Here is a 21,998-nt window from a genome sequence, read left to right as displayed (position 1 = left end):
CTGCGGCTCCCAGGTCAAGGCGGATATAAGCCAAAGCCATTCCGTGGCCATGCCTATACCACTCCATGTCTTCATCTTATCCCGCATGACCTAACCGGTCGCCTCCGCTTTCCTTGTTAGTTGAACTTATCAGGGATTTACTGGCCGTTTATCCCCCACTTAGTCTTGTTGGGTTACCCTCAAGACTAAGTGGGGGTATTACGGCCAGTTAATACGTGATAAATCGCAACCTTTTTAGCAAAGAAACAAAACTTATGTACAACGTGAAATTAGGGTGCTAAAACGCTTGTTAAAAGCTATGTTATTTTCATTGTGATATGTGATGCTAATCATGATTTGTCCTATCTTTTGGAAAGGTTTTTTGGTATTTTATGTTAAAATATAGACAAAGGAACAGGATAGTCTTGTTCAACTCCCTAACGGGGTGCAATAGTTAAAGATGATAAACTGCCAATTGTACTAAAGACGCAAGATTGTTTAATTGTTTTATAAAACTGTTATTTTTTAAGGGAGGGATAGTGTGGATATTCTACTGTATTTTGTCGGACCAGTTATTGCGGTTTTAATTGTTAATACAATAATGTCGGTAATATATAAGGATGTAGAAAAAAAGGATAAAGGCTTCGCACTAAACTATCACAAATTAACTTACAGAAGAAGGTTTATACGTGCCTTGTGGGGGATTCCTTTTGTATTCATAATATATCTTGTTATATATTGGCTGGGTGACTTAATGTCAATTATTGGAATTATATTCCTTTTCTTATTACTAATAGACACTTGCTTACAATTATGTAAAATGGAAAAAGAATGTGCAGGAAGTATAAAGTATGTGAAACAATCCACTTAAAGTAACGGGGTGCAATAGTTGAACAAGGCGATCAACATTTTGGTCATCTTTATTTTATTCGATAAATAGTTGGAATATTATGTTAACATTAGTTTAGGAGATATTAAGCTAACGAGCAGAAGAGTTGAATAAGAATGAATTAAGAAAGTTAAATTCCTCTCAGTACGTTTATTCTAAAAAGGGGGTGCTTAAATGAGTAGTGTTGGTGTTCCAGGTTTAATCTTAACTGTAGTTGTACTTGCTGTAATTGTAGGAGGCATTTGGTTATTACTTCGAATGTTTTCTAAGAAGTAACTTTATGTATAAGTGTACTTAAATAAACGGGTGCGAATGTTGAATAAGGAAAGGTACTGAACAATGGAGATAATCACTGATAATGCTGATGTTCGTAAAGTAATTGGAAGTATTAACACCCAAAAGATGTCAAAATAAAATTATAATAAAAAGCAACAAAAAGAGTAGAAAGAGAACTTAGGAAACTATCGGGAACGTTTCCCTGAAGGTTTAGTGCCAATAGTGTATATAATGCAGATGCGTAAGTAACTTTTGATGTCTTATTTTGGGGGATAATATGTTTAAAAATAGCATGATATATGGATTAATATTTTTTGTCGGATTCACAATTAAGGACATTTTATTTTCAGAAGAAATCCAGTGGGTAGATAATATTGGAATTTCAATTATTGTATTTTTGATTAATATTTTATGGGAATGGGCAAAGAAGCCATATGATTGGAATAAAAATAAATAATCTATGAGATAAAGACCTGTATCCTTTTAAGCAACGGGTGCGTTAGCGTAAGAAAAGGAGAGAAGATTATTTGAGTAATGATAGTTCTTCAAAATTAGCAAAGTGGAGAGAAAAATATGGAGCGATAGGAATTTTTGATGTAAAGCGAGCTATAACAAAAAATAATTAAAAGTGTTTTTTTTGTATAGAAGAAATTTAAAATAAAGACTTTGTGAATCTTTACACTTAAAGTAACGGTTGCTTTTGTTTAACAAAAAAATTAAATTTTACGATAAAAAACGCTCAGAAAAATCTGAGCGTTTTTGTTTGTCGTTTATATTGCGAAATTTTGTCGTTTATATTGCGAAATATAGGCGGAATGTATGCTAATTATTATGTTATTTCTATTGTGATTAGCAATTTTCTCTCCCGAAACTGAACCTGTTACTAAGTAATGGCAGTCCTTTATTTATGGCGTTCGAGTACCAAACGGATCCCTGCGTTTAGTTTAGGACGATCCAAGGAAATCGTCCTCTTCATGATGAAAATAATCATAACCAAATCATAGGAAGGAAAACGTATAACTGGAGGTGAGAAGAATGAAAGAAAGAAAAGCAAATCCATCTAAAGTTGGTCTGGGATCTCCGGAAACGGAAGGACAAGGCACCACAAATAGGGATACCGGAAGAAAAAAGGCTGATTCATCCCGGAAAAAGCAGAAGCGTACGTAAAAGGATAGGTTTGAGAACAAAGGCGGAAGCGCCCGTTTGCACCTGAACGGTCGCCTCCGCTTTTCCTTGTCCAGCTGCGGCTCCTAGGTCAGGGCGGATATAAGCCAAAGCCTTTACGTGGCCAAAAACATGCCACTTCATGTCTTCGGCTTATCCCGCATGACCTGGTCAGTCGCCTCCGCTTTTCTTTGTCCAGCTGCGGCTCCCAGGCCCAAGCGGTCATAAGCAAAATACCCTACATGGCCCAAAAGCGGCCACTCCGGATATTCTGCTTATGCCGTCGGGCCTAAACGGTCGCCTCCGCTTTTCCTTAATTTAATAATTTTCTGCAAGGGAAACGAGCCATTCCTTGTCCTGTTTATTTTTAGTGATCAGGTATTTGTAACTTTGTTTAGGGGTATTTCTCCACTTTAAGACAAATTCTTGTTTTTTTGAAATCCATACCATATTGGCTATATGATTGTTTTCCATCTTCTTCGCTGGATAATCATCAAACCAGGATGAGGCAATCATAAACGTAATACGATGCCCTTTCTTTTGATAGAACACTTTGGTTACTGGATGGGTGAAACCGTCATTATCATATGTTATTTTTTTCATCTCATAGCCCACTGGCATTACAGGGGTTTTGAATTTGCCAATTTCCTGTTCTGCAGTTTCTATGTTATGAAAAATAAGGTGTTCCTCGTCATTGCAGGCAACAAAAAAAATCATTAATGAAAATAGTATGATTTTAATTACCTTCACCTTATCCCTCACTTTCAATTCAAGCCTTATCCGAGTTTTCCTGCTCCCAGGCTCAATATCCTAAACTCATATTACTTTTATTTATTAAAGTGAAACTCAGTTAAACTCCCATCAGAGGGGGGATTATGACCGAATCATACGTGATCAAACAACACCCATAACGACTGCAAAGATTAAGGAACTTGCTAATATCCATATCGTTTGTATTCGCACAAAAGATCGTAATATACCACGCTGTTTAAGGCTTGCTATATTTTCAGCAACTTTTAGATTGATTGGAGCAAAAAATAAAGAAAAAAGAAATCCTCCTGAAAGTGAAGTACATAGAAGGATAACTACCAAATTAGAGGTTAAATCTGCAACTGCATTCCCGATGACAAAAAACGGAACACCAGCCCAAATAAAGAAGGTTAGGATCAATAAAACTAATGCCATTATTACTAACATAAAATTCTTTCTAAATACTTTCGAATAGTTTTGGAAATACAAATTCACTCTTCTCCCCCCATATCTATTTAAAAAAATACGATTGTCTCCTATGCCAGACTAAACGGTTACTTTCTTTTCATCTTTTCGCATAATTTACTTAAGGCAAAAGCCAGTCCGAATAACCCCAAACCAAATAAAAGACCACCAATTAGAAAAGGCGTGAATATTAAAAGGACAAAACCAGAATTGCCCGGCATAATGTAAGGCAGTAAAAAATAACCAAGTACTCCAAAAATAATAACCGTTAAAGCAGTGGCCAGGACTTTTATGGCACGATTCATCTTGTTAAAACATGGACAACATGCACACACATTTATCATTTCGCAATCCCCCTTCATGAATTAGAAGTGTTTCTGTATCTTTGATTTTGAAATCGAATATTGTGTCATACCAAAAAATGCTCCAGCAATAAGCCATATAACGACATCCCACCAATCCACGTCTATTTCACCAGTCGAAATATAAGGGGATACATATTCCATAAAAAACAACATGAAAAATCCCCATTGGACAGCAAACAGAGTGGAAGTTATTTTCAATTGTTTTTTCTTTTCTTCGTATTCTTCTAAAGACGCACAGTCTGTTTCATCCAGATTTTTTCTCCTTATTTTCACAATTACTATACCTGCGTAAACCATATTTATAATGAATAGTGAGGGTGTAGCAAACGATAGTGTGTTATGTATTGTATCAAAAATAAGACTGATAAACATGAGGAACAAGGTTAAGTACCATAACAAAATTCCGGAAAAAGCTAATTCTTTGTAAATTTCATGTCGCTGGTATTCATCACGATCATCAACCGCTCCAATAAAACGATTTAGTATTTTATTCTTCATGGTTCTTCTCCTCCCAAAATAAAGTATTCAGATCTGTATGAAGTTCTTTGGCTAAAGATATACATAATGACAAAGACGGGTTGTACTTATCGTTCTCAATTAAATTAATGGTTTGTCTTGCCACACCGACTCTTTTCGCAAGCTCAATTTGTGTAACGTTTCGATTTTTCCTAAACTCTTTGACTCTATTCAAGTCAAACACCCTTTCAACCATCTATGTGTACATTATATATGACATTTGTTATATGTGTCAATTATATATGACATCCAGCCTTTACTTGTTACAATTAGGATTCCAGTTACTCTTGCTGAGATGACAAAATAAAAAGACGGTCTCATTGACGATCTACTCGTGAGCCCATGCTAAACATCCTGTCTTTTCCTATTATAATTATGTATTATACCAAATCACAAACAGCCGTTTAAAAAAAGACTTGAAAATTCCAAATTTTCGGGTATGTTCTAAATAGACAGGGATAACCAGCAGTTGAAAGGATCATCCAGAGATGTTTTTACTAAAGGGGGAACGGGGATGGTTTATGTACTCACAAGTATTTTGACGGGGTATGTATTTGGGTGTATTCAGCCTTCGTACTTTATCGGGAAATGGAAAAAACGGAACATTAAAGATGTGGGCAGTAAAAATGCAGGAGCTTCCAATGTAACCATGACATTCGGATGGAAATACGGGTCTCTTGTTGCGCTAATTGATATTCTTAAGCCTGTGCTTTCCGTTATGACGATCACCTTCCTGTTTAACGGGACGCTTCAAGGTGATTTTGAGCATTTTATTTATTATTTAAATGGAGTCTTTGTGATATTAGGTCATAACTTTCCTTTCTTTATGAATTTCAAGGGTGGAAAAGGAACCGCATCGATCATCGGTTTATTCTTAATTATAGACTGGCAGTTTGGACTTTTAGGTTTATTTTTATTTATTGTGTTTACCATATTTACCAGCTATATTGTGATAGGTGCGATGGCTCTTTATACATTTTTTATCATTTCGACTTATCTGCTTGATTTCGGTGCCCTCGCTCTATTATCGGCTGCCTTCTTAACCCTGCTGGCTGTTCTTATGCACAGGGAAAATTTTTCACGGATCATCAAAGGCGAAGAGAAAAAACTGAAGGATGCCTTTCAGAAGAACCGGGAAATGACCGGGTAAATCAAACAGTAAGGATTAGAGCGCGATGTACTCTAATCCTTTTTCCTGCTACTGGTTCGTTTGTCATCCCATATATTCGCCCCAGCTGTACGACAGGGGCTATCCCTTCTGTTCCTCTTCATCAGGACGAATCCAGAAAAACGTGGCAACAGCTGCCAGGATACTTAAACCTCCCAACAGCCAATAGATATAGGAGGATAATGAATCCATCATCATCGCAATGATAGGAGGACCTAAAGCAACGCCGATAAATCGCATGCTGCTGTATAACGATGTAATGGTGCCCCGGATATCCTTTTTTATCCCCTCTGTAATTAACGCATCCAGACAAGGTAAAGAGAGGCCAATCCCAAGCCCCGTGACAGACAGCAGAATGAGCGTCCAAGTGACGTTCATATCGGTACGAATGAAAAATAATCCTACCGCTGCCCCTGCATTGCCGATCAGGATGACCCACTTCATGGCCTTTTTGTTCTCCCCTACCTTTTTTCCCGTAAAAAAAGAAGCTGTACACAAGACAAGCAGCGGAACAGCTAAAAGTACCCCTTTCATCACACCTTCAATTTCAAACCTCAGCTCTAATTGTTCAGATAAATGGAAGAGAAAACCGAATAAGACCAGCATATTCAGACATCCAATTATGAAGGTTGCTGTGAGCCAATGTCCATTATAGTGAAAAACTTTTTTAATCGATTGAATATATTTCCGGAATGTCCCCTTTTTCTCTTTCTGTTCCTGTTCAGGGGCATGGACGAATAGAGCAAGCAGCACAATCGATATCGCCGACAAAACAGGTACAGAGATAAAAGGAGCATACCAGATCAGGAAGGCCAGCAATGCCCCAAGTATAGGGCTTAGGACTTTTCCAAATGTATTGGAGGTTTCAATAATGCCCAGTCCTTTTGTGACGTCTTCCTTATCCTTAAACAAGTCCCCAACGGTAGGAATGACTACAGGAAAGGCGCCAGCTGCTCCAATTCCCTGAAGAAAACGGCCAATCAATATCATCATGTATGGACTATCAATTTTCCAGGCTGCAAACGCCGCCAACGCCCCTCCCAGGCCAGTAATGATGAGACTTGGTATCATTACTTTCTTACGACCAAATTTATCCGATAAATATCCGGCTATCGGGATTAAAGGAATCGCAACCACTGAATAAACGGTTATCACTAAACTTGACTGAAACGGACTGATATCCAGCTCTTTTTCAATCGTCGGTAAAACGGGAATAAACATCGAATTTCCCAATGTCATCATCAACGGTATAGAAGCTAAGGCAAACAAAGCCCATTTCTGCTTTTCCATATCCAATCTCCTTCAAAAATTATAAAGTGAATCTTCCATCAGTGAGGTATGACGGCCAGTTCATGCGTGAAAAAAATGCAAATGTTTTTCCTCGGTTTAACAGCTGATTGTTCAACTTTTAAGGATCATCCCTGCAAACAATCAGATTCCACTCCTTTAAAAGTCTTCAGCGAAACCCGAAAAATTATTCAGGTGGAAAGAAAAGCGGAGGAGACTGTTCAGGTCATGCGGGATAAGACGAAGACATGGAGTGGCATGTTTTTGGCCACGCAATGGCTTTGGCTTATATCCGCCTTGACCTAGGAGCCGCAGCTGGACAATAGAAAAGCGGAGGCGACCGGTTAGGCCCGACAGCATAAGCAGAATATCCGGAGTGGCTGCTTTTGCCATGTAGGGTATTCGGCTTATGACCGCTTGGGCCTGGGAGCCGCAGCTGGACATAGAAAAGCAGAGGCGACCTGGGAACCACAGACTGGAAAAAGCACAAAAAAACACCATAGCCTGATGGTCCAGTCAGGCTATGGCAACGTCAAAAATGGTCACTTCACATTAAAGGGGAATTCATGGCATTTGTGTCACTACTGTCCTTTCAGTCATTCAACCATTTAGTTATTCCATTCATTGCAGGATTACATTTTTCTATATACCCTCAATGAACATACTTTAATCATAACTTTTTACCCAAAATGATAAAACCGAAAAAAGTAGGATTTTCATCTGCATCCTGAGGCGGAGAGATTAAAAACAGGGAAATTTTTTTACAAAAATAATGATCCTGCAGGCTGGTCGTATAAAAAATAGCCAGGAGGTTACTTTATGTAATAAGACACTTTCCTAAAGTTTTACAAATTCATGATTAACAATACTTCGTTAAAGAGTGATTAAGATTGAACAAAGAGAGAAAACTATCTTCAATTTTATGGAACATAGCCTTACCGGGATTTGCTCAGGTTTTGCAAAGACGTTACTTAGTTGGATTCATCTTCATATTTATGGAAATTTTCCTGAATATTTTCAGTGGCTTTAACGAGGCCATCCGCTACAGCTTCTTAGGAGAAATCGATCAGGCATTTGCCGTCACCAACTATCAATTTCTGATGTTTTATCCATGCCTGTATATGTTTGCATTATGGGATGCCTTCTATGAAGTGGATCAGGGGGAAACTCGTTATGCATTTCTTCCCTTTGTGTTTGGGGCATATTTTATCACTGTTGGATTAATGCTTGCTGAAAGGATAAGAATTTTTGGAGTACTGCTTGGACCTGTCTGGCTCCCCATGCTTTCCCTCATACCGGGACTGTTAGTGGGGCTTTTTATTCGAAGCATATTGTTAGCCTTTGACAAACCTCAACACAAATGAAAAACCAGTACCTGTTATATCGGGTACTGGTTCGATTTAGCCTTCAGCTGGATTTATGAGCTGATATGTAGTAAATATCCGAATTCAAATAACCTTCCTCTGTTTTAAATCCTGCGTTTTCCAAAAAGCCTTTCATTCGGCTGGAATGGATACGATGATCTAAAGGCGGACCATCATCAGATTCGTGCGCTTCCCAGTCCAAGACGAGGAGCTTTCCCTCTGTTTTGAGTACCCTGCTAATTTCCTTCAGCGTCCTCTCTATTCCATCCACTTCATGCAGAACAAAAGCTGCAACTGCACGATCAAACATGGCATCTGGAAATTTTAATCGTTCGATCTGACTTATCATCCGGTCAATATTGCGTATTCCTGCTTCCTTTGCCCGCTGATCAAGCATGGTTAACATTCCATCTTCCACATCAACGGCCATCACCCGTTCTGACGTTTGCCGGGCTAAAGGAAGCGTTAAATACCCATTGCCTGCACCAAGATCCACAATTTTTTCGTCCCCTGACAGTGCAAGAAGCTCCACAACTTTATCCTGGGGTACTTTTTCCTGCCGGCCGGGATCAATTAATTTATCTGCCTTTTTCGGATCAAAGCGTTTTTCAGACATGTTTTGTGTGCACCTCCATGGCATGAAAACCTAGTGATTAATCAATGCTTTAAGCTTCGTAAAAGTCTGCTGATCTCGAATTTCCTTATATTTTATCATGGGGCTTCCTGCTTTTAAAATTCTCTGCTGTACGGTTTTTATTGTGAACTGAGCCGGGTCCAATCCTTCATGGACCTCTTCCCAGTATAAAGGGGTTGCTACGGTTCCTTCCTCTGTCGACCGTGGAGAATAAGGGGCAATAATCGTTTTGCCCTCCGCATGCTGCACATAATCCACATATAGTCGGTTCCCGCGATTCTTTTTCAGGCGTTCCATTGTAAAGTCGTCAGGATGCTTTTGAACAAGGAGCTGGGCGGCCGCTTCGGTAAAAGCTCTTGTCTCCTCATAGGTCAGTGCTTTTTCAGGTAAGGGTAGATGAACCTGGAGCCCTTTATTTCCCGACGTTTTAACAAACGCATAAAGGTCAAGCTGGTCACAGATGGTTTTTAACAGCTTTGCCGCCTTTACTGCTAAATAGAATTCTTTTCTTGAGGGTGGGTCAAGGTCAAACACAATTTCATCCGGATAGGATTCCTCTGTCTTCTGAAAGGGAATATGAAATTCCAGCGTCCCCTGATTTCCAATCCATATGAGAGCCTCCACCGTGTGACAAAGGATAAACTCCTCATCCCCCTCCTGATAGACACCCACAAAGTCAGGGGCATGATCAGGCCGGTGCTTCTGGAAAAAGGATTCATCCCCAACCCCATGAGGATAGCGGATTAAGGTCAATTTTTTCTGTTCCAAAAAAGGAAGCATGTATGGGGCCATGTTTCGCAAATACATAAGATGATCCAGTTTCAAGAACCCTGGCTTTGGCCATAATGGCTTGTCCGGATTTGTGATCTCCACCTTTTCCGGCAACATCGCTAAATCGAGCTCTTTTTTTGAAGCCGTGCACTCCTCAGGCGACAAATCGAAACGGAACTGATCAAAATTAGGCTCCCGCAGCTGTCCATCCTCCGCCTCTAAGCAGTTCATCTGAACACATACGGCCGGTGGAAGGTGAAAAATTCCGTTTCTCTTATCCCCTTTTTCCGTCATCAGTTTGGTTAACGTGGTAAAGGCTTCCTCTGAAAATCCATGCTTCACAACACCTAGGGCTTCTATTTCATTTTCATGATAGATGGATGCGGTAAAATAATCATTTTCAGGGTCATATTCCGTAATAAACCCGGCAACTTTTCGCCAATTTTTAATTTTTAACCAGTGAGTGACCCTTTTTCCCATCTGATAGGTCTGGTGCTTTTGCTTGGCCACGATTCCTTCTCCGTATTCAAGGGTAAGCTGTTTCCATAATGCGTGCTTGTCTTTATAATAAGGAATGAGAGAAACAGGATGGATAAAAGAGATATTTAAGGACCAGCCTAAAGAGGAAAAGAGCTGACGGAGCTTTTCCTTCCGTTCTAAGTAAGAAAGATGCTGGAGCTTTTGAGTTCCGATCTGCAAACCATCGAAGCATAAAAATTGGGCCGGATGGTTTCGGGCATGCTCCTGAATCTTTTCTTCCTTTTTCGTCCTCCCCCGTTGCTGGAGTAAGCCGAAATCCGCATGCATCGGGGTTTTCAGGATGACCACTTCTCCATCTAAATGAAGCGGCAAATAGGGTTCTATCGTTTTCTGCTGACTCTGTAGAAACGTCATGATTTCGGGAAAATGTTTCGTTAAATCCTTTCCATTGCGAGAAACAAGTCTTGCCCCTTCCTCTGTCCAATCTAAGGCAGCACGAAAGCCGTCATATTTGACCTCGTATACCCACTCCTTTCCCTCGGGGATTTCATCGGCTAATGTCGGGAGCATTGGTTTCCACATGATGATGGCTCCTTTACCTGTACTTTATCCATCCTTAGAATTGGGGAAAACGACCATTTTATACATGTTTATCTTTTTTGCAGGCAGGATAAAAGCGTTTCTTCCGATGAATGCTAAGAAGAAAAGGAGTTGATGAAACGTGCATACGATGTGGAAGGGTACCATCAGCTTTGGCCTGGTGAATATTCCGGTAAAATTGCACGCTGCAACAGAAAACAAAGATATCCGCCTTCGCAATTTGCATAAAGAATGTGAAAGCCCCATTAAATATGAGAAGGTCTGTCCGGTTTGTGATAAAGAAGTTTCCAATGATGATATTGTGAAAGGGTATGAATATGCCAAAAATAAGTTTGTCGTTCTCGATGATGAGGACCTGGAGAATCTAAAAAAGGAGCAGGATGATAAAGCTGTTGAGATCGTTGATTTTGTACAGCTGGAAGAAATCGATCCGATCTATTTTGAAAAGAGTTACTATCTGTCGCCCAATGAAGGTGGCGGTAAGGCATATGCTCTTCTAAGGCAATCCCTTAAAGATACTGGTAAAATCGGAATTGCCAAGATCATGATCCGCTCCAAGGAACAGCTCGCGATTGTAAGGGTATATGAAAATACGATAGTTATGGAAACCATCCATTATCCGGATGAAGTACGCGCGGTGGATCAGGTTCCAAATGTTCCTGCAGAGACGGACCTGGGCGAAAAGGAATTGAACACAGCCAAAATGCTCATTGATGAACTGACCACTGAATTTGAACCGGAGAAATACACTGATGAATACCGGACTGCATTAATGGATTTAATTGAGGCGAAAAAGGAGAATGATGAGGTCACAACAGCGAAAGAAAAGAAAACCGAAAAGCCGGATAACGTTACCGACCTCATGGAAGCCCTCGAAGCCTCCCTCGAACGCTCCCAGAAAGGAAACAAATCCAAGCCCAAGAAAAAAACCACAGCCAAGAAGAAAAAAGCGCTTTAAAGGATGTGGGGACTGTCCCCACATCCTTTAAAGCGGTAAAGCGTGGTCAGGGATCTTTGGAGTTGGGTTTATTTAACCATGCAAACAGAATGACAAAATATACGAAAATGGGGATAACGATAAACGCTGCAATGACATCATTAATCCTATTAAAAAAGTGCAGAGCCATGACCCCAACCAGTATCAGATGAAGAAAAATATGGAGGATATGAATATACTTCACACGTATCACCTGCCTGCTATTAAAATATGGCCGAAACGTATGGCAGGTGAATAATTACGCCCAGTTTTTCTGAACAAACAATATTGTGATGCTTTTGGCACCTGTTAAACCTCCCACGGCAAAGTCACAGGATTTTAAAAAAATCGGATGTTTCTATATAATAAAAGGAGTTGGGTAATCAAGAGGCGTACATAATTGAGGTGGAAACATGAAAAAATGGCTGCTTTTCCTATCGATGGCACTGATTTTCATTGGATGCTCAGAGGATAACAACGAGAGTCAGGTCAAGGAAACAACCGATAAGGAAGAAGTAACACAAGAAACGGAGAATAAAGAAGAAGCTTTACCCGAAACGCTGTCCATCCCTGTTACGGACACTGAGGATTCCGTCACCATTCATCTGGAGAATGCGCCCTTACTTGGACGCTACATTGCAGCATCCGGAAAACAGCCTGAGGAGATGGCTCAATCCTTTAAGGCGCGCCATCTGACGGATGAAGCTGGTGGTTTATACATGATGTCCTATGCCTGTCAGGAGGATAAAAGGAGCTGCTCCTACCTCCTTATTCAAAAAGGAGAAGAGGAAAACACGGTCCCCTTAACCGATTTAGCTGCTTTTGTATCCTATCAGTTATCGCCGGATCAGGAAAAAATCATGCTTTTCTTTGAGCGGGGCCAAAAAGAGACTAAAACACATGACATCCAGGTGGTCGATTTAACGGAGCATAAACTGCTTTCCTTACAAAATGAGGATTTAACGGAAGAAGTATTAAACTACAATAACCCTATTGAGGCTATGGAATGGGCAGATAGCGACACCATAAAGGTCCGAGTCCCTTCGCACGTTAACCTTGAAAACAGTTCTCACAATTTAGGAGAAGAATTTATTCTTTTTGAAGTCACTTAAGGAAGATTGAGAGGAGAGAAAACCATGAACGAAACGATTGAAACCCTTTTAAACCACAGATCCATCCGTCAATTCAAGGACCAGCCATTATCTGATGAACAAATCCGTACCATCGTAAAATCGGCACAGCAGGCCTCTACCTCCAGCTACTATCAGGCCTATAGCATCATTGGAGTGACCGATGCCCATATAAAGCAGGAACTATCCAATGTGTCCGGACAGTTTTATGTACGGGAAAATGCCCATCTCATGGTCTTTTGCGCAGATTTCCACAGGGCCCAGCTACAGTCTGATGAGGAGCTTAAAGAAAAAATGAGTGAAAATCTGCAAAATACCGAGCACTTTATTGTTGCCACGGTTGATGCGGCGCTTGCTGCACAAAATGCGGCCATTGCTGCCGAAAGCATGGGTCTGGGAATCTGCTACTTGGGAAGCTTACGAAATGACATTGCAAAAGTAAGCGAGCTGCTTGGCCTTCCTGACTATGTCATTCCGCTCTTTGGCATGGCCTTTGGTCACCCCGATCATGAGCCGGAAAAGAAACCAAGACTGCCATTGGATGCCGTTTACTTTGAAAACCAGTATGCCGATGATACTGCGATTGAAGAACAAATAGACCAATTTGATGAGCATTTAAACAATTACTATCAAAGCCGAAGCGAAAACAGCCGAACAGACACCTTTACCGGACAAATCCACCGCAAATTATCCAAACCTAAACGCGAGGATGTTACTGATTTTGTAAGAAGTAAAGGAATGAACCGAAGCTGAATAGCTGAAGTGAGAGCTCAATAGGGGGTTCTTCCCCCTTAAGTATGTTGTTTTTATTTGAAAAACTTTCTTTCCTGCACCGCATTTAAAATCGTCGCACCAGCTAAAACAATAAGCCAAAGGTAAAGTGATTTTGGATTTATATTCAAATTTTCAACCAGATATAAAGAAACTGGTATAAAAAAGAAAATGAATCCAATTAGGATTGAATGCTTTCCTTGTTGTCTTTTATAGCCTTCTTTGTCATTCACTTTTTCAACCTTTCCCGTAAAACTCCACATAATCAGGCCTTCAGCTTTATTATTTAAGTACATATATCCCAATAGAAAAAATATAACAGAGAGGATAATTAGTATAAAACTTAAAAATACAAGCAAAATAAAAGCTCCTTTCGTAAATAAAGCGAGACTTCAAACAGTGGAGATCACTGTTTGTTTGCGAGACTTATCAGGTTTTTTCAAGCTGTTTCCTCATCAGTACAAAGGGATTACAGATTGTTAATACGTGGTAAAGCGTGACTGCAAACAGTGGGGGTATTACGGCAAGTTAATGCGTGTAAACCTACAGCTACTTCAATTCGCTTAGTGATCAAGATAGCAAAGTCACTTTTAGAGGGTTGATTATATGGACCAAATAAGCCATTAAAATCAATAAATGAGATAGAATTATACAATTAAAAGAAAAAATCAATTCGACTTTCTGTTCCTTCTACTTTTGACTCTGGAATAAGCTCATATAATTTATGAAAGATTTTTTCTTCTTTTTCATCAGTTATATCACCAATGACACCATTTTCACCTAATTCTTTATAGAGCACGTTGGCAATGTTTTTAACATATTCCTCACTCTCGGAATCATCACCTTCAAACTGACCATTAGGATTCACCAAAATATAAGCAACATAACTTAAATATTTCGCAATTTCCTCTACATGTGGAGCTGTTTCGGTCTCCGTTTTATCACTGTATATATACCACTGATAGAGAGCCATTGCAGCTTCACCAATTTCTAAAGATGCTCTTTCTTTGTTGTACCAAGATGTTTGGAAACCTAATAATTGACCACCCGAGTAAATTTTTGAAACAAACTGATTGTAGGTTATTTCTTTCCATTCATGAACCTGCTGTTGTTGTTGATAATATGATACATTAAACCACAATGATATTATTAAACTGACCATAAGTGATATAGAAATGATTTTTCTCCCTGTCAACATTATTTCCCCCTCTTATTAGCCCTTGTTCAACTCTTGGCCGCGTTAGCACAATAACTATTTCCCTGTGTGTACAATTTTCACCTCTACTGCTTTCATTTCGTTTTACATTGGTGACAATTATTTTGAACATTTGCGCGTCGCCGTTTGTAGAACAAAAAGTTATTTGCTATTTCCAGATCACTAAAATCGTATGATCTATAATATTTTCACAATCATCAAGTAAGTAATCCGTTCTTTCTGTAGTTTCATTCACTTCAATTGATTCACAAGTTGCAGTATTTATACTCCCCTTCCCATATTTATCCCTTCGTGTGTCAGATGTTGATATGATAGCTTCACCATCATATTCAAGGTTACGAAGCACTGGGTCACCTTCTGTTGTATATCTGATTACTCTAATACTATCCTTCTGTCCTGCCTCAACATTGTTTATAAACTTCTTAAATCTATCTATATTTTCAATGTCTCCGTGCATATCTACAATATCTTCAGATGAAGGATTGTAATTTGGAATGTTATCTTCTTTCTGATTTGTATTTGGTAAGTTTTCTGTATTCTGACAACCTGCCATTAACACTATAATTATTAAAACAAATAAAATCTTTGTTGGTCTCATATGTACCTATCCCTCCCATCGTTTAGACAATTTTATTGAAGGAGTGTTTCATGTTATTCCACTGTTCTGCCTTAAACAGATAAGAGCGAATACCCTTGTACAGCATTCGCCCCCGTTTGTTGAAATATGTATTAAAGATCTTTATGTAAAATAAATAACTCTCCTTTTCGTCCCATAACTCTTACACCCTTATCTACAAAGCCACTACTTTTATATACGTGTTGTGCAATTTTATTTTTATGATTAGCTGCTAATATAATCTCGTTTTTACTTGGGAATTCTCTTTTCACAAAAGAGTCTAATACTATCAGTGATCCTTTAGCAATCCCTTTACCTTGAAACATTGAATTAACCGAATATCCCCTTAATAAAATTGCATCTTTGTTCGTGCTATAAGCCTTTACTCCTTCCCAACCATGTAGAACAAAAAAGCCTGCTGGCACCCCATTATACAGGATTACAATAGGGTATCTTGTACGGTCTTCTTCACATTTTAAAAGTGCTTCAAAAGGTACGGGGGCATATGTGCTTTGCTCTTCGGATAAGTGATAGTCACCTAATTTAGACTTATACTCTTCTTTGTAAAAATCGAGAGTAACAGAAATATTACTATTGGCTGACATTAATCACACTCCTTTCGACCTATCGAATATATTTTTATTTAAATTGTATTTTCTTCTACAAATTCTCTTCTTTAATTTCCTGAATTTCCTCCTGATGTTCCTGCTCAAAGCTTTCAATAATTTCCCGTCTCTTCTTTTCTATGCCGCTGAATGCACCAGTATCTTCTGTCTCCTCCATCCATTTTTCATGCAGTTTATCCACTAACAGCTGAGCCCTTATTTGCTCCTTTACATGCTGATTAAAATATTCTTCAATAGTCAGATCTTTCGTCTCAAGGTAATCTCCAATTCCATATTTTTCATCCTTATATTCCCTGGCTTGCTCCATTGCCCGCTCCATCCGCTTCTCAAGCTCTTTTTCATGAACTTCCAAATTTTCTTCTTTTGCTTTTTCCGCCAATGCTTTTTGGGCCAGGATGCTGTCAATAATACTCGTTTTTATTTCTTTTTTACTCACATTCATCTCCTCAATATTTCCCATTTGGTATTTCTGAAGTTCAAAGCGCTGATCAATGACTTCCTGTTCGATTAATGGGGGAGCAAATAGTAAGTACCCTTTCGTATTCACCTGAAACGCAGCGAAAAAGATAACAACGGCTGTTAGTGATACAATCAGTTTGGCTTTGTTCATCTCATATTCCCCTTCTGTGGTATGTAGTCTTTTGAGATATCCTCTACTATTTTACTAGTTTTCTGAAAAGTAGAAAAGGGGAACGGCGCGATAGGCGCAGATGAAAGACATAACATTCCAGCGACTCAAGGAATATGTCCTTCATATCAATAATCAAAATAAATAAAAAATGCCCGGATTGAACCCGGGCATATCCTGCAAACTCTTATGATTTAGCGTTTGCTGCAGTCAGTATCCCCTGCCGAAATACCCTACTCATCCTTCTTCTTCTCTCTCTTTTTCCTTCTCCTCAACCGGTCCCTGATCTTTTTCGGATCCAGGTTAATGGTTTTCGGTTTGTAATTTTCTGATGCTTTAATGTCACCATTCGACGCTTTCATAAACGACCAGCCCAGCATCGTCAAAATAATAAGCAGTGGAAAGCCGCCGACAATACTTGCGGTTTGCAGTGTAGATAATCCACCCAGGTACATCAGAATTAACGGCATAAAGGATAATCCAAAGGCCCAAAACATACGATTCCAGCGAATAGGCTCATCGTCAACCTCTGTCTGTACAACAGAAGCGAGAATGTACGAACTGGAGTCAAACGTCGTCGCTAAGAAAATAATAGCCAGAACGGTGAAAATAAAAATCATGAAGCCTGCCATAGGTAACTGATTTACGATACTGATGATAGCAGCAGGTGCTCCCTGGTTGTTTAAAACCTGTAGCACATCAAATTCACCGGTTAGCTGCATGTACAAACCAAAGTTTCCCATGATCCCAAAGAACAAAACACTGCCGAGGGTTCCATAAATCATCGTTCCCAGTACCATTTGTCTTACGGTTCGTCCCCGGGAAATTTTAGCTACAAAAAGCCCTACAAACGGAGCATACACAAGCCACCATGCCCAATAGAAAACCGTCCAGGCTTCCGGGAAACCCGTTTGTTCAAATTCTCCTATATTCTGAAAAGGCTCTGTCCAGGTGCTCATATGGAAAAAATTATCTAAGAGCAAACCTATACTATTTGTTGTAGTTTCCAGGATAAATAGCGTTGGACCAAACAACAACGTAAAAGCCAGCAAAAAGATCGCCAGCCATAAATTGACATCACTCAAGTATTTGATCCCTTTTCTTAAGCCCGTATAAGAACTGATTGCAAAAATGGTCGTACAGATTAAGAGTATAGCGGTTTGAAGAATCATATTAATCTCAAGACCAGTCAGTACATGAATTCCCTGTGCAATCATTGGCGTTCCAAGGGCAAGGGTTGTGCCAGCCCCACCTAACAGTCCGAACATAAAAAGAACATCAATAACTGTACCAATCATTCCATCTGCGGCCCGACCGATGAGAGGGCGGCAAGCCTCACTAACCTTTAACACCGGCTTCTTCCGTACATAATAAAAATAAGCCATAGGCAGTGCCGGCAGCGTATAGATGGCCCAGGCGATCGGTCCCCAATGGAAAATTCCATAGGTGGCTGCCCAGCGAATGGCGTCTTGTGATCCGGCTTCAATTCCAAAGGGTGGGCCCTGCAGGTAATACGCCCATTCAATCGTTCCCCAATATAAAATACTTGAGCCAATTCCTGCACAAAACAGCATGGCTGCCCAGGAAAAGTTCCCAAATTCCGGTTTTTCTTCTTTTTCCCCCAGTTTTACCCAGCCATTTTTGCTGAAGGCTACCACCAGCAGGAAAAAGAAGATCCCTAAACCGACCAATAAGTACAGAACACCAAAGTTGGTTGTAATATATTCATTGGCTTTCAGTACAATATCCTCGCCTTTTTCAGGCCATATCATTAACGGAACAGTAACCAGCAAAAGAAGAAGCAATGCTCCAATAAAAGTCGGCCAATCAATCAGACGATTTCTGTTCACATAATCATCCTTTCCTTCTGGAGTTAAGTATGATTGCATCCACACTCCGTAGTTTATCCAAAAGAAGAATGATAATGTCCTTTTTCATATGTATCTCGATGGAGTCAAACTTTATTGGCGTTGGAACAGAGAATAAGGAATCCCCTCGGCAACTCTTCCCTTTCTGCCCTCCATGGTTTGAGCTTTGGTTAAAGAGTTTAAAATGGCCTCTTCTGTTGCTTCCTCCACCCCTTGAAAAAGCTCATTCATCACCTGCGAATCATCCCTGATCAGCATCTGCTTTTCCAAATAGTCTCCCTGATCATTATGTGGAATGGTATAGGCATTGGAAAAAGCAATCACAACATCTCCACTTCCATGGTGTACCCGGCTTCCGGTACGGGCCAGTCCGATCGGTGCCCGCCTGGCGATACGTTTTAGCTGACGATCGGAAACGGGGGCATTCGTCGCCACAATCATCATAATCGAACCATCAGGAATGCCGGATTCATCCATCTCCGCTTTTTGATACCTTGCCGCTTCTAATTCCTCCCTTTTTCCGAAATTACTGACCACAAGCGCGCCAATGGTATATCCATCCTTTACTTTTCTGGATGAAGTCCCAACCCCTCCTTTATACTGGTAGCACATCATCCCTGTTCCTGCTCCGACCGCGCCCTCTTCAATGTCGGTTTCTGCAGCCTCAATGGCTTGGACGGCATCGTTATTTGTCAGACGTTGAACTCTTGCATCGTTTAAGTACATATCATTGCATTCCCCGACAACCACGTTCAGTGAACCTGTTGTATCCCCTACATCCGGATTCTGCCCCAGCATATAGGAAAGGGTCCCCTGCCACACGGTTCCCACCTGAAACGTATTGGTAAGCATAATGGGAGATTCGATGGTTCCCAGCTCCTCCACCTGCACAAGGCCGGCAGTTTTCCCGAAACCGTTCAAGACAAACGATGCAGCTGGTACTTTTTCCTGAAACAAATTCCCCTGATGAGGCAATACGGCTGTCACGCCTGTCCTGATGCAGGTCTCATTGTCCAGATCCTCACACTTGGTCACATGGCCCACCATTACACCCGGAACATCAGAAATCATATTTCGCTCTCCAGGGTGAAGGGTCCCTATCTTTACATCCAGCTCCCGAACTCGCTTTCGCATGAATAATCCCCCTTTTTGGTCTATTATAGCAGATGACGGTCTGCTTCTCTCCTATCTATGAAAGATATCTATCACAAGGAATCCTGCATTGGCACATTCACCTATTTTTATACTTTTCCTCTCAGACCTGGGATATTCGACTATACCTATCCACGAAAATCTCATACGTTGTTAGTGTAGAATTTAAAAATCAGAAAAAAAGGAGTGTTCCAATCGATGGGTTGCGGTAAAAAATTTAAAGACGATAATCGAGTAGCTGGCGAATTTACTGATGATAACTGCGTGTGCGATGTTGTTCGTGCCATTGCAGATGCCCAGGATGATGTAACGGATGAACTATGTGATGTTAGCTGTGAAAGATCCATTAACAGCCTTGTATCCCCTGTAAGCCGAAATAATCTTGACACTGTACCTTTTATTCTATATGGAAAAGATTTAAAACCGTTTAAAGGATTTGGAGCTGACATTCAAGGTGCTGGCATAAATGCACTTTTTGATTGCATTGAAAGCTTTGTATTCCGTGTAAATGAAGTAGGTGACGATTGCTGCGCTGTTCTGGAATTGCTGACCTGTGACGGAGACCCGGATCAGGCTGGAGATCAGCATGGAGCAAAATGTGATGAAGACCCTTGCGACCAGCTGAATGGATTAAATGTGAACGATTTAGAACGTACCGGAATCTGCATCACTGTTGACTTAGACTGCTTCTGCGCAATCACTTGCCTGCCTGCCGTTTCACTACTATAAAATCATGTTCGAAAATAAGCACGGGGCCTGGGATTCCAGGTCCCATTTTTTGGTAAATAAAACACAACCAAAGACCCTTAATAATGGCAAAGGAACACCCCCATTTCAGCCACACTAATGGGACTGTTCCTGTGTTCGTTAAAGCTGAATCGTTACCAGATCAACAGGGCGATGATCGTTGACAGTGTTAAGCCGAGAATAACAGGCGCGAAATTTTTCCGGACAAGATCCATAACCGAAATTCCGCAAAAACCGGCAATTGCGATTAACGAAGACCAGGCGATAATTGTTCCGCCACCGGTCCAAATCGAGCCCATTTGCCCAATGGCTGCGAGTGTTGCCGGATCTGCCCCTGTTGTGGCTAATGCTCCAGATAAGGAACCGGTGAGGGGTAATCCTGAAAATCCGGAACCATCCAAACCGGTAATAATACCAATAACTAATATACTTAAACCGGCCAGAATGGTGCTCTGAGGCAGAATATCCTGTGATGCCTTAACAATATCAAACAGGAAGGCCGGTGCAGACTGATCGCCCAACGATAAAATGCTGCCGGAAAAATCCGAGCTTCCTAAGAAGAAGAAGCCTGCAATGGGGATCACCGGTCCCATCGCCTTAAAGGCAAACACGAAACCTTCTGTGATATGCTCACCAATATAATCCAGCGCCTTATGCTTTCCAAACGCAACCGATGCAAGCAGCAGCAGAATGACAGCCACGCCACCAATAAAGGCAGCTCCGTCTCCTCCTTCAAAGCTTCCCATCCGGCCGGACGTTAGCTTGGAGGAAATCATTGTGATCATAACCGCGAGCATCGATAATGGAACCAATACCGCAAAAACTTTACTCCAGGCAGTAATGCTATTTGATTTTGATGTGCGATGACTTTCTTCAAGCCCCTGCATCGCCTGAATTTCTTTTTCATTGACAGGATCGTGTTTGGTCCGAAACGATTTTCGATGCCAAAAATAAACAAGAGCGACAGCTATGATCCCGGTTATAAGGGAAAGGACCAGTGCCCGGTCTGCAAGTAAGCCGGTTTCCACACCTGCTGCTTTTGCAGATAATTCCGGTGCGACCTGTATAATATAGTCCGAGGACAGCGCCATGCCCTGACCCGCTAAAGCAATAGCAACGGCTGCCACCATAACAGGCAGACCCGATCGCACAGCCGCAGGAACAAGCAATGCACAAATCAATGGGACAGCTGGTGTTGGCCAGAAAAATAACGAAATGACATAAGTAACCCCGATCAGAACAAAAAAGGCCACATGTGCATTGGTCATGAATTTCTGAATCGGTTCAATCATTCGCCGGTCGGCTCCGAGGTCCTTCAAGGCATGCAACAGAGCAACCATGAAGGTAATGATGAGGAAAATATTAAACAGTTCCTTTGCCGCCACTAAATTCGCATTAAATATCGCCGTAAATCCACTGATAACACTGCCTTTAAATGCCCAGGCGACAAGAAAGGTTCCCAGCAATGTAGGTAAAACGACACCTTTTCGAAAGGCCATCGTAACAATAATCAGTATTGTGAAAAGTCCGTATAGAAAATGGCTGAATTCCAACTCCATG

The 21,998-nt window shown here is 40.7% G+C and carries 25 protein-coding genes; 9 read left to right on the top strand and 16 right to left on the bottom strand.

The features are described 5' to 3' along the window. The first annotated feature begins 520 nt into the window (after positions 1-520). The 3 genes from ACZ5OK_RS07320 to ACZ5OK_RS07310 all read left to right on the top strand — a co-directional run bounded on the left by ACZ5OK_RS07320 (position 521) and on the right by ACZ5OK_RS07310 (position 2,311). Positions 521-850, top strand: coding sequence for a hypothetical protein (locus ACZ5OK_RS07320; RefSeq protein WP_343840636.1), 330 nt, complete (start codon positions 521-523; stop codon positions 848-850). A 571-nt stretch (positions 851-1,421) separates the two neighbouring features. Further along, positions 1,422-1,601 (top strand): hypothetical protein, encoded by a 180-nt coding sequence (locus ACZ5OK_RS07315; protein WP_343840634.1) that lies wholly within the window; start codon positions 1,422-1,424, stop codon positions 1,599-1,601. 578 nt (positions 1,602-2,179) lie between these two features. Next, the gene (locus ACZ5OK_RS07310; RefSeq protein WP_343840631.1) at positions 2,180-2,311 is read left to right on the top strand and encodes a YuzL family protein; all 132 of its coding nucleotides are present in this window, start codon (positions 2,180-2,182) and stop codon (positions 2,309-2,311) included. A gap of 315 nt (positions 2,312-2,626) precedes the next feature. Here the strand turns inward: ACZ5OK_RS07310 and ACZ5OK_RS07305 are convergent, their stop codons facing one another. From ACZ5OK_RS07305 to ACZ5OK_RS07285, 5 genes are all read right to left on the bottom strand, one after another. Next, a complete protein-coding gene (locus ACZ5OK_RS07305) occupies positions 2,627-3,025 on the bottom strand; it encodes a hypothetical protein (protein WP_343840629.1) in 399 nt (132 codons plus the stop codon). A gap of 177 nt (positions 3,026-3,202) precedes the next feature. Continuing rightward, positions 3,203-3,553 (bottom strand): hypothetical protein, encoded by a 351-nt coding sequence (locus ACZ5OK_RS07300; protein ID WP_343840627.1) that lies wholly within the window; start codon positions 3,551-3,553, stop codon positions 3,203-3,205. Between the two features lie 59 nt (positions 3,554-3,612). Beyond that, entirely contained in the window at positions 3,613-3,828 is a 216-nt protein-coding gene (locus ACZ5OK_RS07295) for a hypothetical protein (RefSeq protein ID WP_343840624.1), read from the bottom strand. A 60-nt stretch (positions 3,829-3,888) separates the two neighbouring features. Further along, positions 3,889-4,386, bottom strand: a complete 498-nt coding sequence (locus tag ACZ5OK_RS07290) for a DUF3278 domain-containing protein (protein WP_343840621.1) — start codon at positions 4,384-4,386, stop codon at positions 3,889-3,891. Beyond that, positions 4,376-4,579 (bottom strand): helix-turn-helix transcriptional regulator, encoded by a 204-nt coding sequence (locus ACZ5OK_RS07285; protein ID WP_343840618.1) that lies wholly within the window; start codon positions 4,577-4,579, stop codon positions 4,376-4,378. The genes ACZ5OK_RS07290 and ACZ5OK_RS07285 overlap by 11 nt, the downstream gene beginning before the upstream one ends. A 339-nt stretch (positions 4,580-4,918) precedes the next feature. On the opposite strand from ACZ5OK_RS07285, the gene ACZ5OK_RS07280 reads away from it, so the two are divergent. Then, positions 4,919-5,554: a glycerol-3-phosphate acyltransferase gene (locus ACZ5OK_RS07280; RefSeq protein WP_343840615.1), complete on the top strand. Its 636-nt coding sequence runs from the start codon at positions 4,919-4,921 to the stop codon at positions 5,552-5,554. 99 nt (positions 5,555-5,653) lie between these two features. On the opposite strand, the gene ACZ5OK_RS07275 is transcribed toward ACZ5OK_RS07280, so the two are convergent. After that, positions 5,654-6,862, bottom strand: coding sequence for an MFS transporter (locus ACZ5OK_RS07275; RefSeq protein ID WP_343840612.1), 1,209 nt, complete (start codon positions 6,860-6,862; stop codon positions 5,654-5,656). Between the two features lie 887 nt (positions 6,863-7,749). Between ACZ5OK_RS07275 and ACZ5OK_RS07270 the strand changes: the two genes are divergently transcribed. Further along, a complete protein-coding gene (locus ACZ5OK_RS07270) occupies positions 7,750-8,223 on the top strand; it encodes a hypothetical protein (RefSeq protein ID WP_343840609.1) in 474 nt (157 codons plus the stop codon). Positions 8,224-8,266: 43 nt separating this feature from the next. Here ACZ5OK_RS07270 and ACZ5OK_RS07265 read toward each other — a convergent pair whose 3' ends face one another. Next, positions 8,267-8,839: a class I SAM-dependent methyltransferase gene (locus ACZ5OK_RS07265; protein WP_343840606.1), complete on the bottom strand. Its 573-nt coding sequence runs from the start codon at positions 8,837-8,839 to the stop codon at positions 8,267-8,269. A gap of 30 nt (positions 8,840-8,869) precedes the next feature. Further along, on the bottom strand, positions 8,870-10,690 hold the full coding sequence (locus tag ACZ5OK_RS07260; RefSeq protein WP_343840603.1) for a DNA ligase D: 1,821 nt from the start codon (positions 10,688-10,690) through the stop codon (positions 8,870-8,872). Between the two features lie 139 nt (positions 10,691-10,829). Here ACZ5OK_RS07260 and ku point away from each other — a divergent pair, with 139 nt between their 5' ends. The 3 genes from ku to nfsA all read left to right on the top strand — a co-directional run bounded on the left by ku (position 10,830) and on the right by nfsA (position 13,567). Next, entirely contained in the window at positions 10,830-11,666 is an 837-nt protein-coding gene (gene ku, locus ACZ5OK_RS07255; RefSeq protein WP_343840600.1) for a non-homologous end joining protein Ku, read from the top strand. A 431-nt stretch (positions 11,667-12,097) separates the two neighbouring features. Next, positions 12,098-12,796, top strand: coding sequence for a hypothetical protein (locus ACZ5OK_RS07250; protein ID WP_343840597.1), 699 nt, complete (start codon positions 12,098-12,100; stop codon positions 12,794-12,796). Positions 12,797-12,820: 24 nt separating this feature from the next. Next, a complete protein-coding gene (nfsA, locus tag ACZ5OK_RS07245) occupies positions 12,821-13,567 on the top strand; it encodes an oxygen-insensitive NADPH nitroreductase (protein WP_343840593.1) in 747 nt (248 codons plus the stop codon). Positions 13,568-13,620: 53 nt separating this feature from the next. Here nfsA and ACZ5OK_RS07240 read toward each other — a convergent pair whose 3' ends face one another. The 7 genes from ACZ5OK_RS07240 to ACZ5OK_RS07210 form a co-directional block, all read right to left on the bottom strand. Then, positions 13,621-13,944, bottom strand: a complete 324-nt coding sequence (locus tag ACZ5OK_RS07240; RefSeq protein ID WP_343840590.1) for a hypothetical protein — start codon at positions 13,942-13,944, stop codon at positions 13,621-13,623. 296 nt (positions 13,945-14,240) lie between these two features. After that, positions 14,241-14,783, bottom strand: coding sequence for a hypothetical protein (locus tag ACZ5OK_RS07235; protein WP_464758637.1), 543 nt, complete (start codon positions 14,781-14,783; stop codon positions 14,241-14,243). A 166-nt stretch (positions 14,784-14,949) separates the two neighbouring features. Beyond that, complete coding sequence (locus tag ACZ5OK_RS07230; RefSeq protein WP_343840584.1) at positions 14,950-15,399, bottom strand: DUF4362 domain-containing protein; 450 nt, start codon at positions 15,397-15,399, stop codon at positions 14,950-14,952. A 131-nt stretch (positions 15,400-15,530) separates the two neighbouring features. Beyond that, positions 15,531-16,022, bottom strand: coding sequence for a GNAT family N-acetyltransferase (locus ACZ5OK_RS07225; RefSeq protein WP_343840581.1), 492 nt, complete (start codon positions 16,020-16,022; stop codon positions 15,531-15,533). A 55-nt stretch (positions 16,023-16,077) separates the two neighbouring features. Continuing rightward, positions 16,078-16,653: a hypothetical protein gene (locus tag ACZ5OK_RS07220; RefSeq protein WP_343840578.1), complete on the bottom strand. Its 576-nt coding sequence runs from the start codon at positions 16,651-16,653 to the stop codon at positions 16,078-16,080. A gap of 251 nt (positions 16,654-16,904) precedes the next feature. Beyond that, a complete protein-coding gene (locus tag ACZ5OK_RS07215) occupies positions 16,905-18,560 on the bottom strand; it encodes a BCCT family transporter (protein WP_343841493.1) in 1,656 nt (551 codons plus the stop codon). A 72-nt stretch (positions 18,561-18,632) separates the two neighbouring features. Beyond that, a complete protein-coding gene (locus tag ACZ5OK_RS07210; protein WP_343840576.1) occupies positions 18,633-19,673 on the bottom strand; it encodes a DmpA family aminopeptidase in 1,041 nt (346 codons plus the stop codon). A 216-nt stretch (positions 19,674-19,889) separates the two neighbouring features. On the opposite strand from ACZ5OK_RS07210, the gene ACZ5OK_RS07205 reads away from it, so the two are divergent. After that, on the top strand, positions 19,890-20,420 hold the full coding sequence (locus ACZ5OK_RS07205; protein ID WP_343840574.1) for a CotY/CotZ family spore coat protein: 531 nt from the start codon (positions 19,890-19,892) through the stop codon (positions 20,418-20,420). Positions 20,421-20,572: 152 nt separating this feature from the next. Here the strand turns inward: ACZ5OK_RS07205 and ACZ5OK_RS07200 are convergent, their stop codons facing one another. Continuing rightward, the gene (locus tag ACZ5OK_RS07200; RefSeq protein WP_343840571.1) at positions 20,573-21,997 is read right to left on the bottom strand and encodes a hypothetical protein; all 1,425 of its coding nucleotides are present in this window, start codon (positions 21,995-21,997) and stop codon (positions 20,573-20,575) included. Position 21,998: the final 1 nt, after the last annotated feature.

This window comes from Salinibacillus aidingensis (assembly GCF_055393355.1).
Note: the sequence above shows the minus strand (reverse complement) of the source record. Positions and strands in the feature narration are given on the sequence as shown.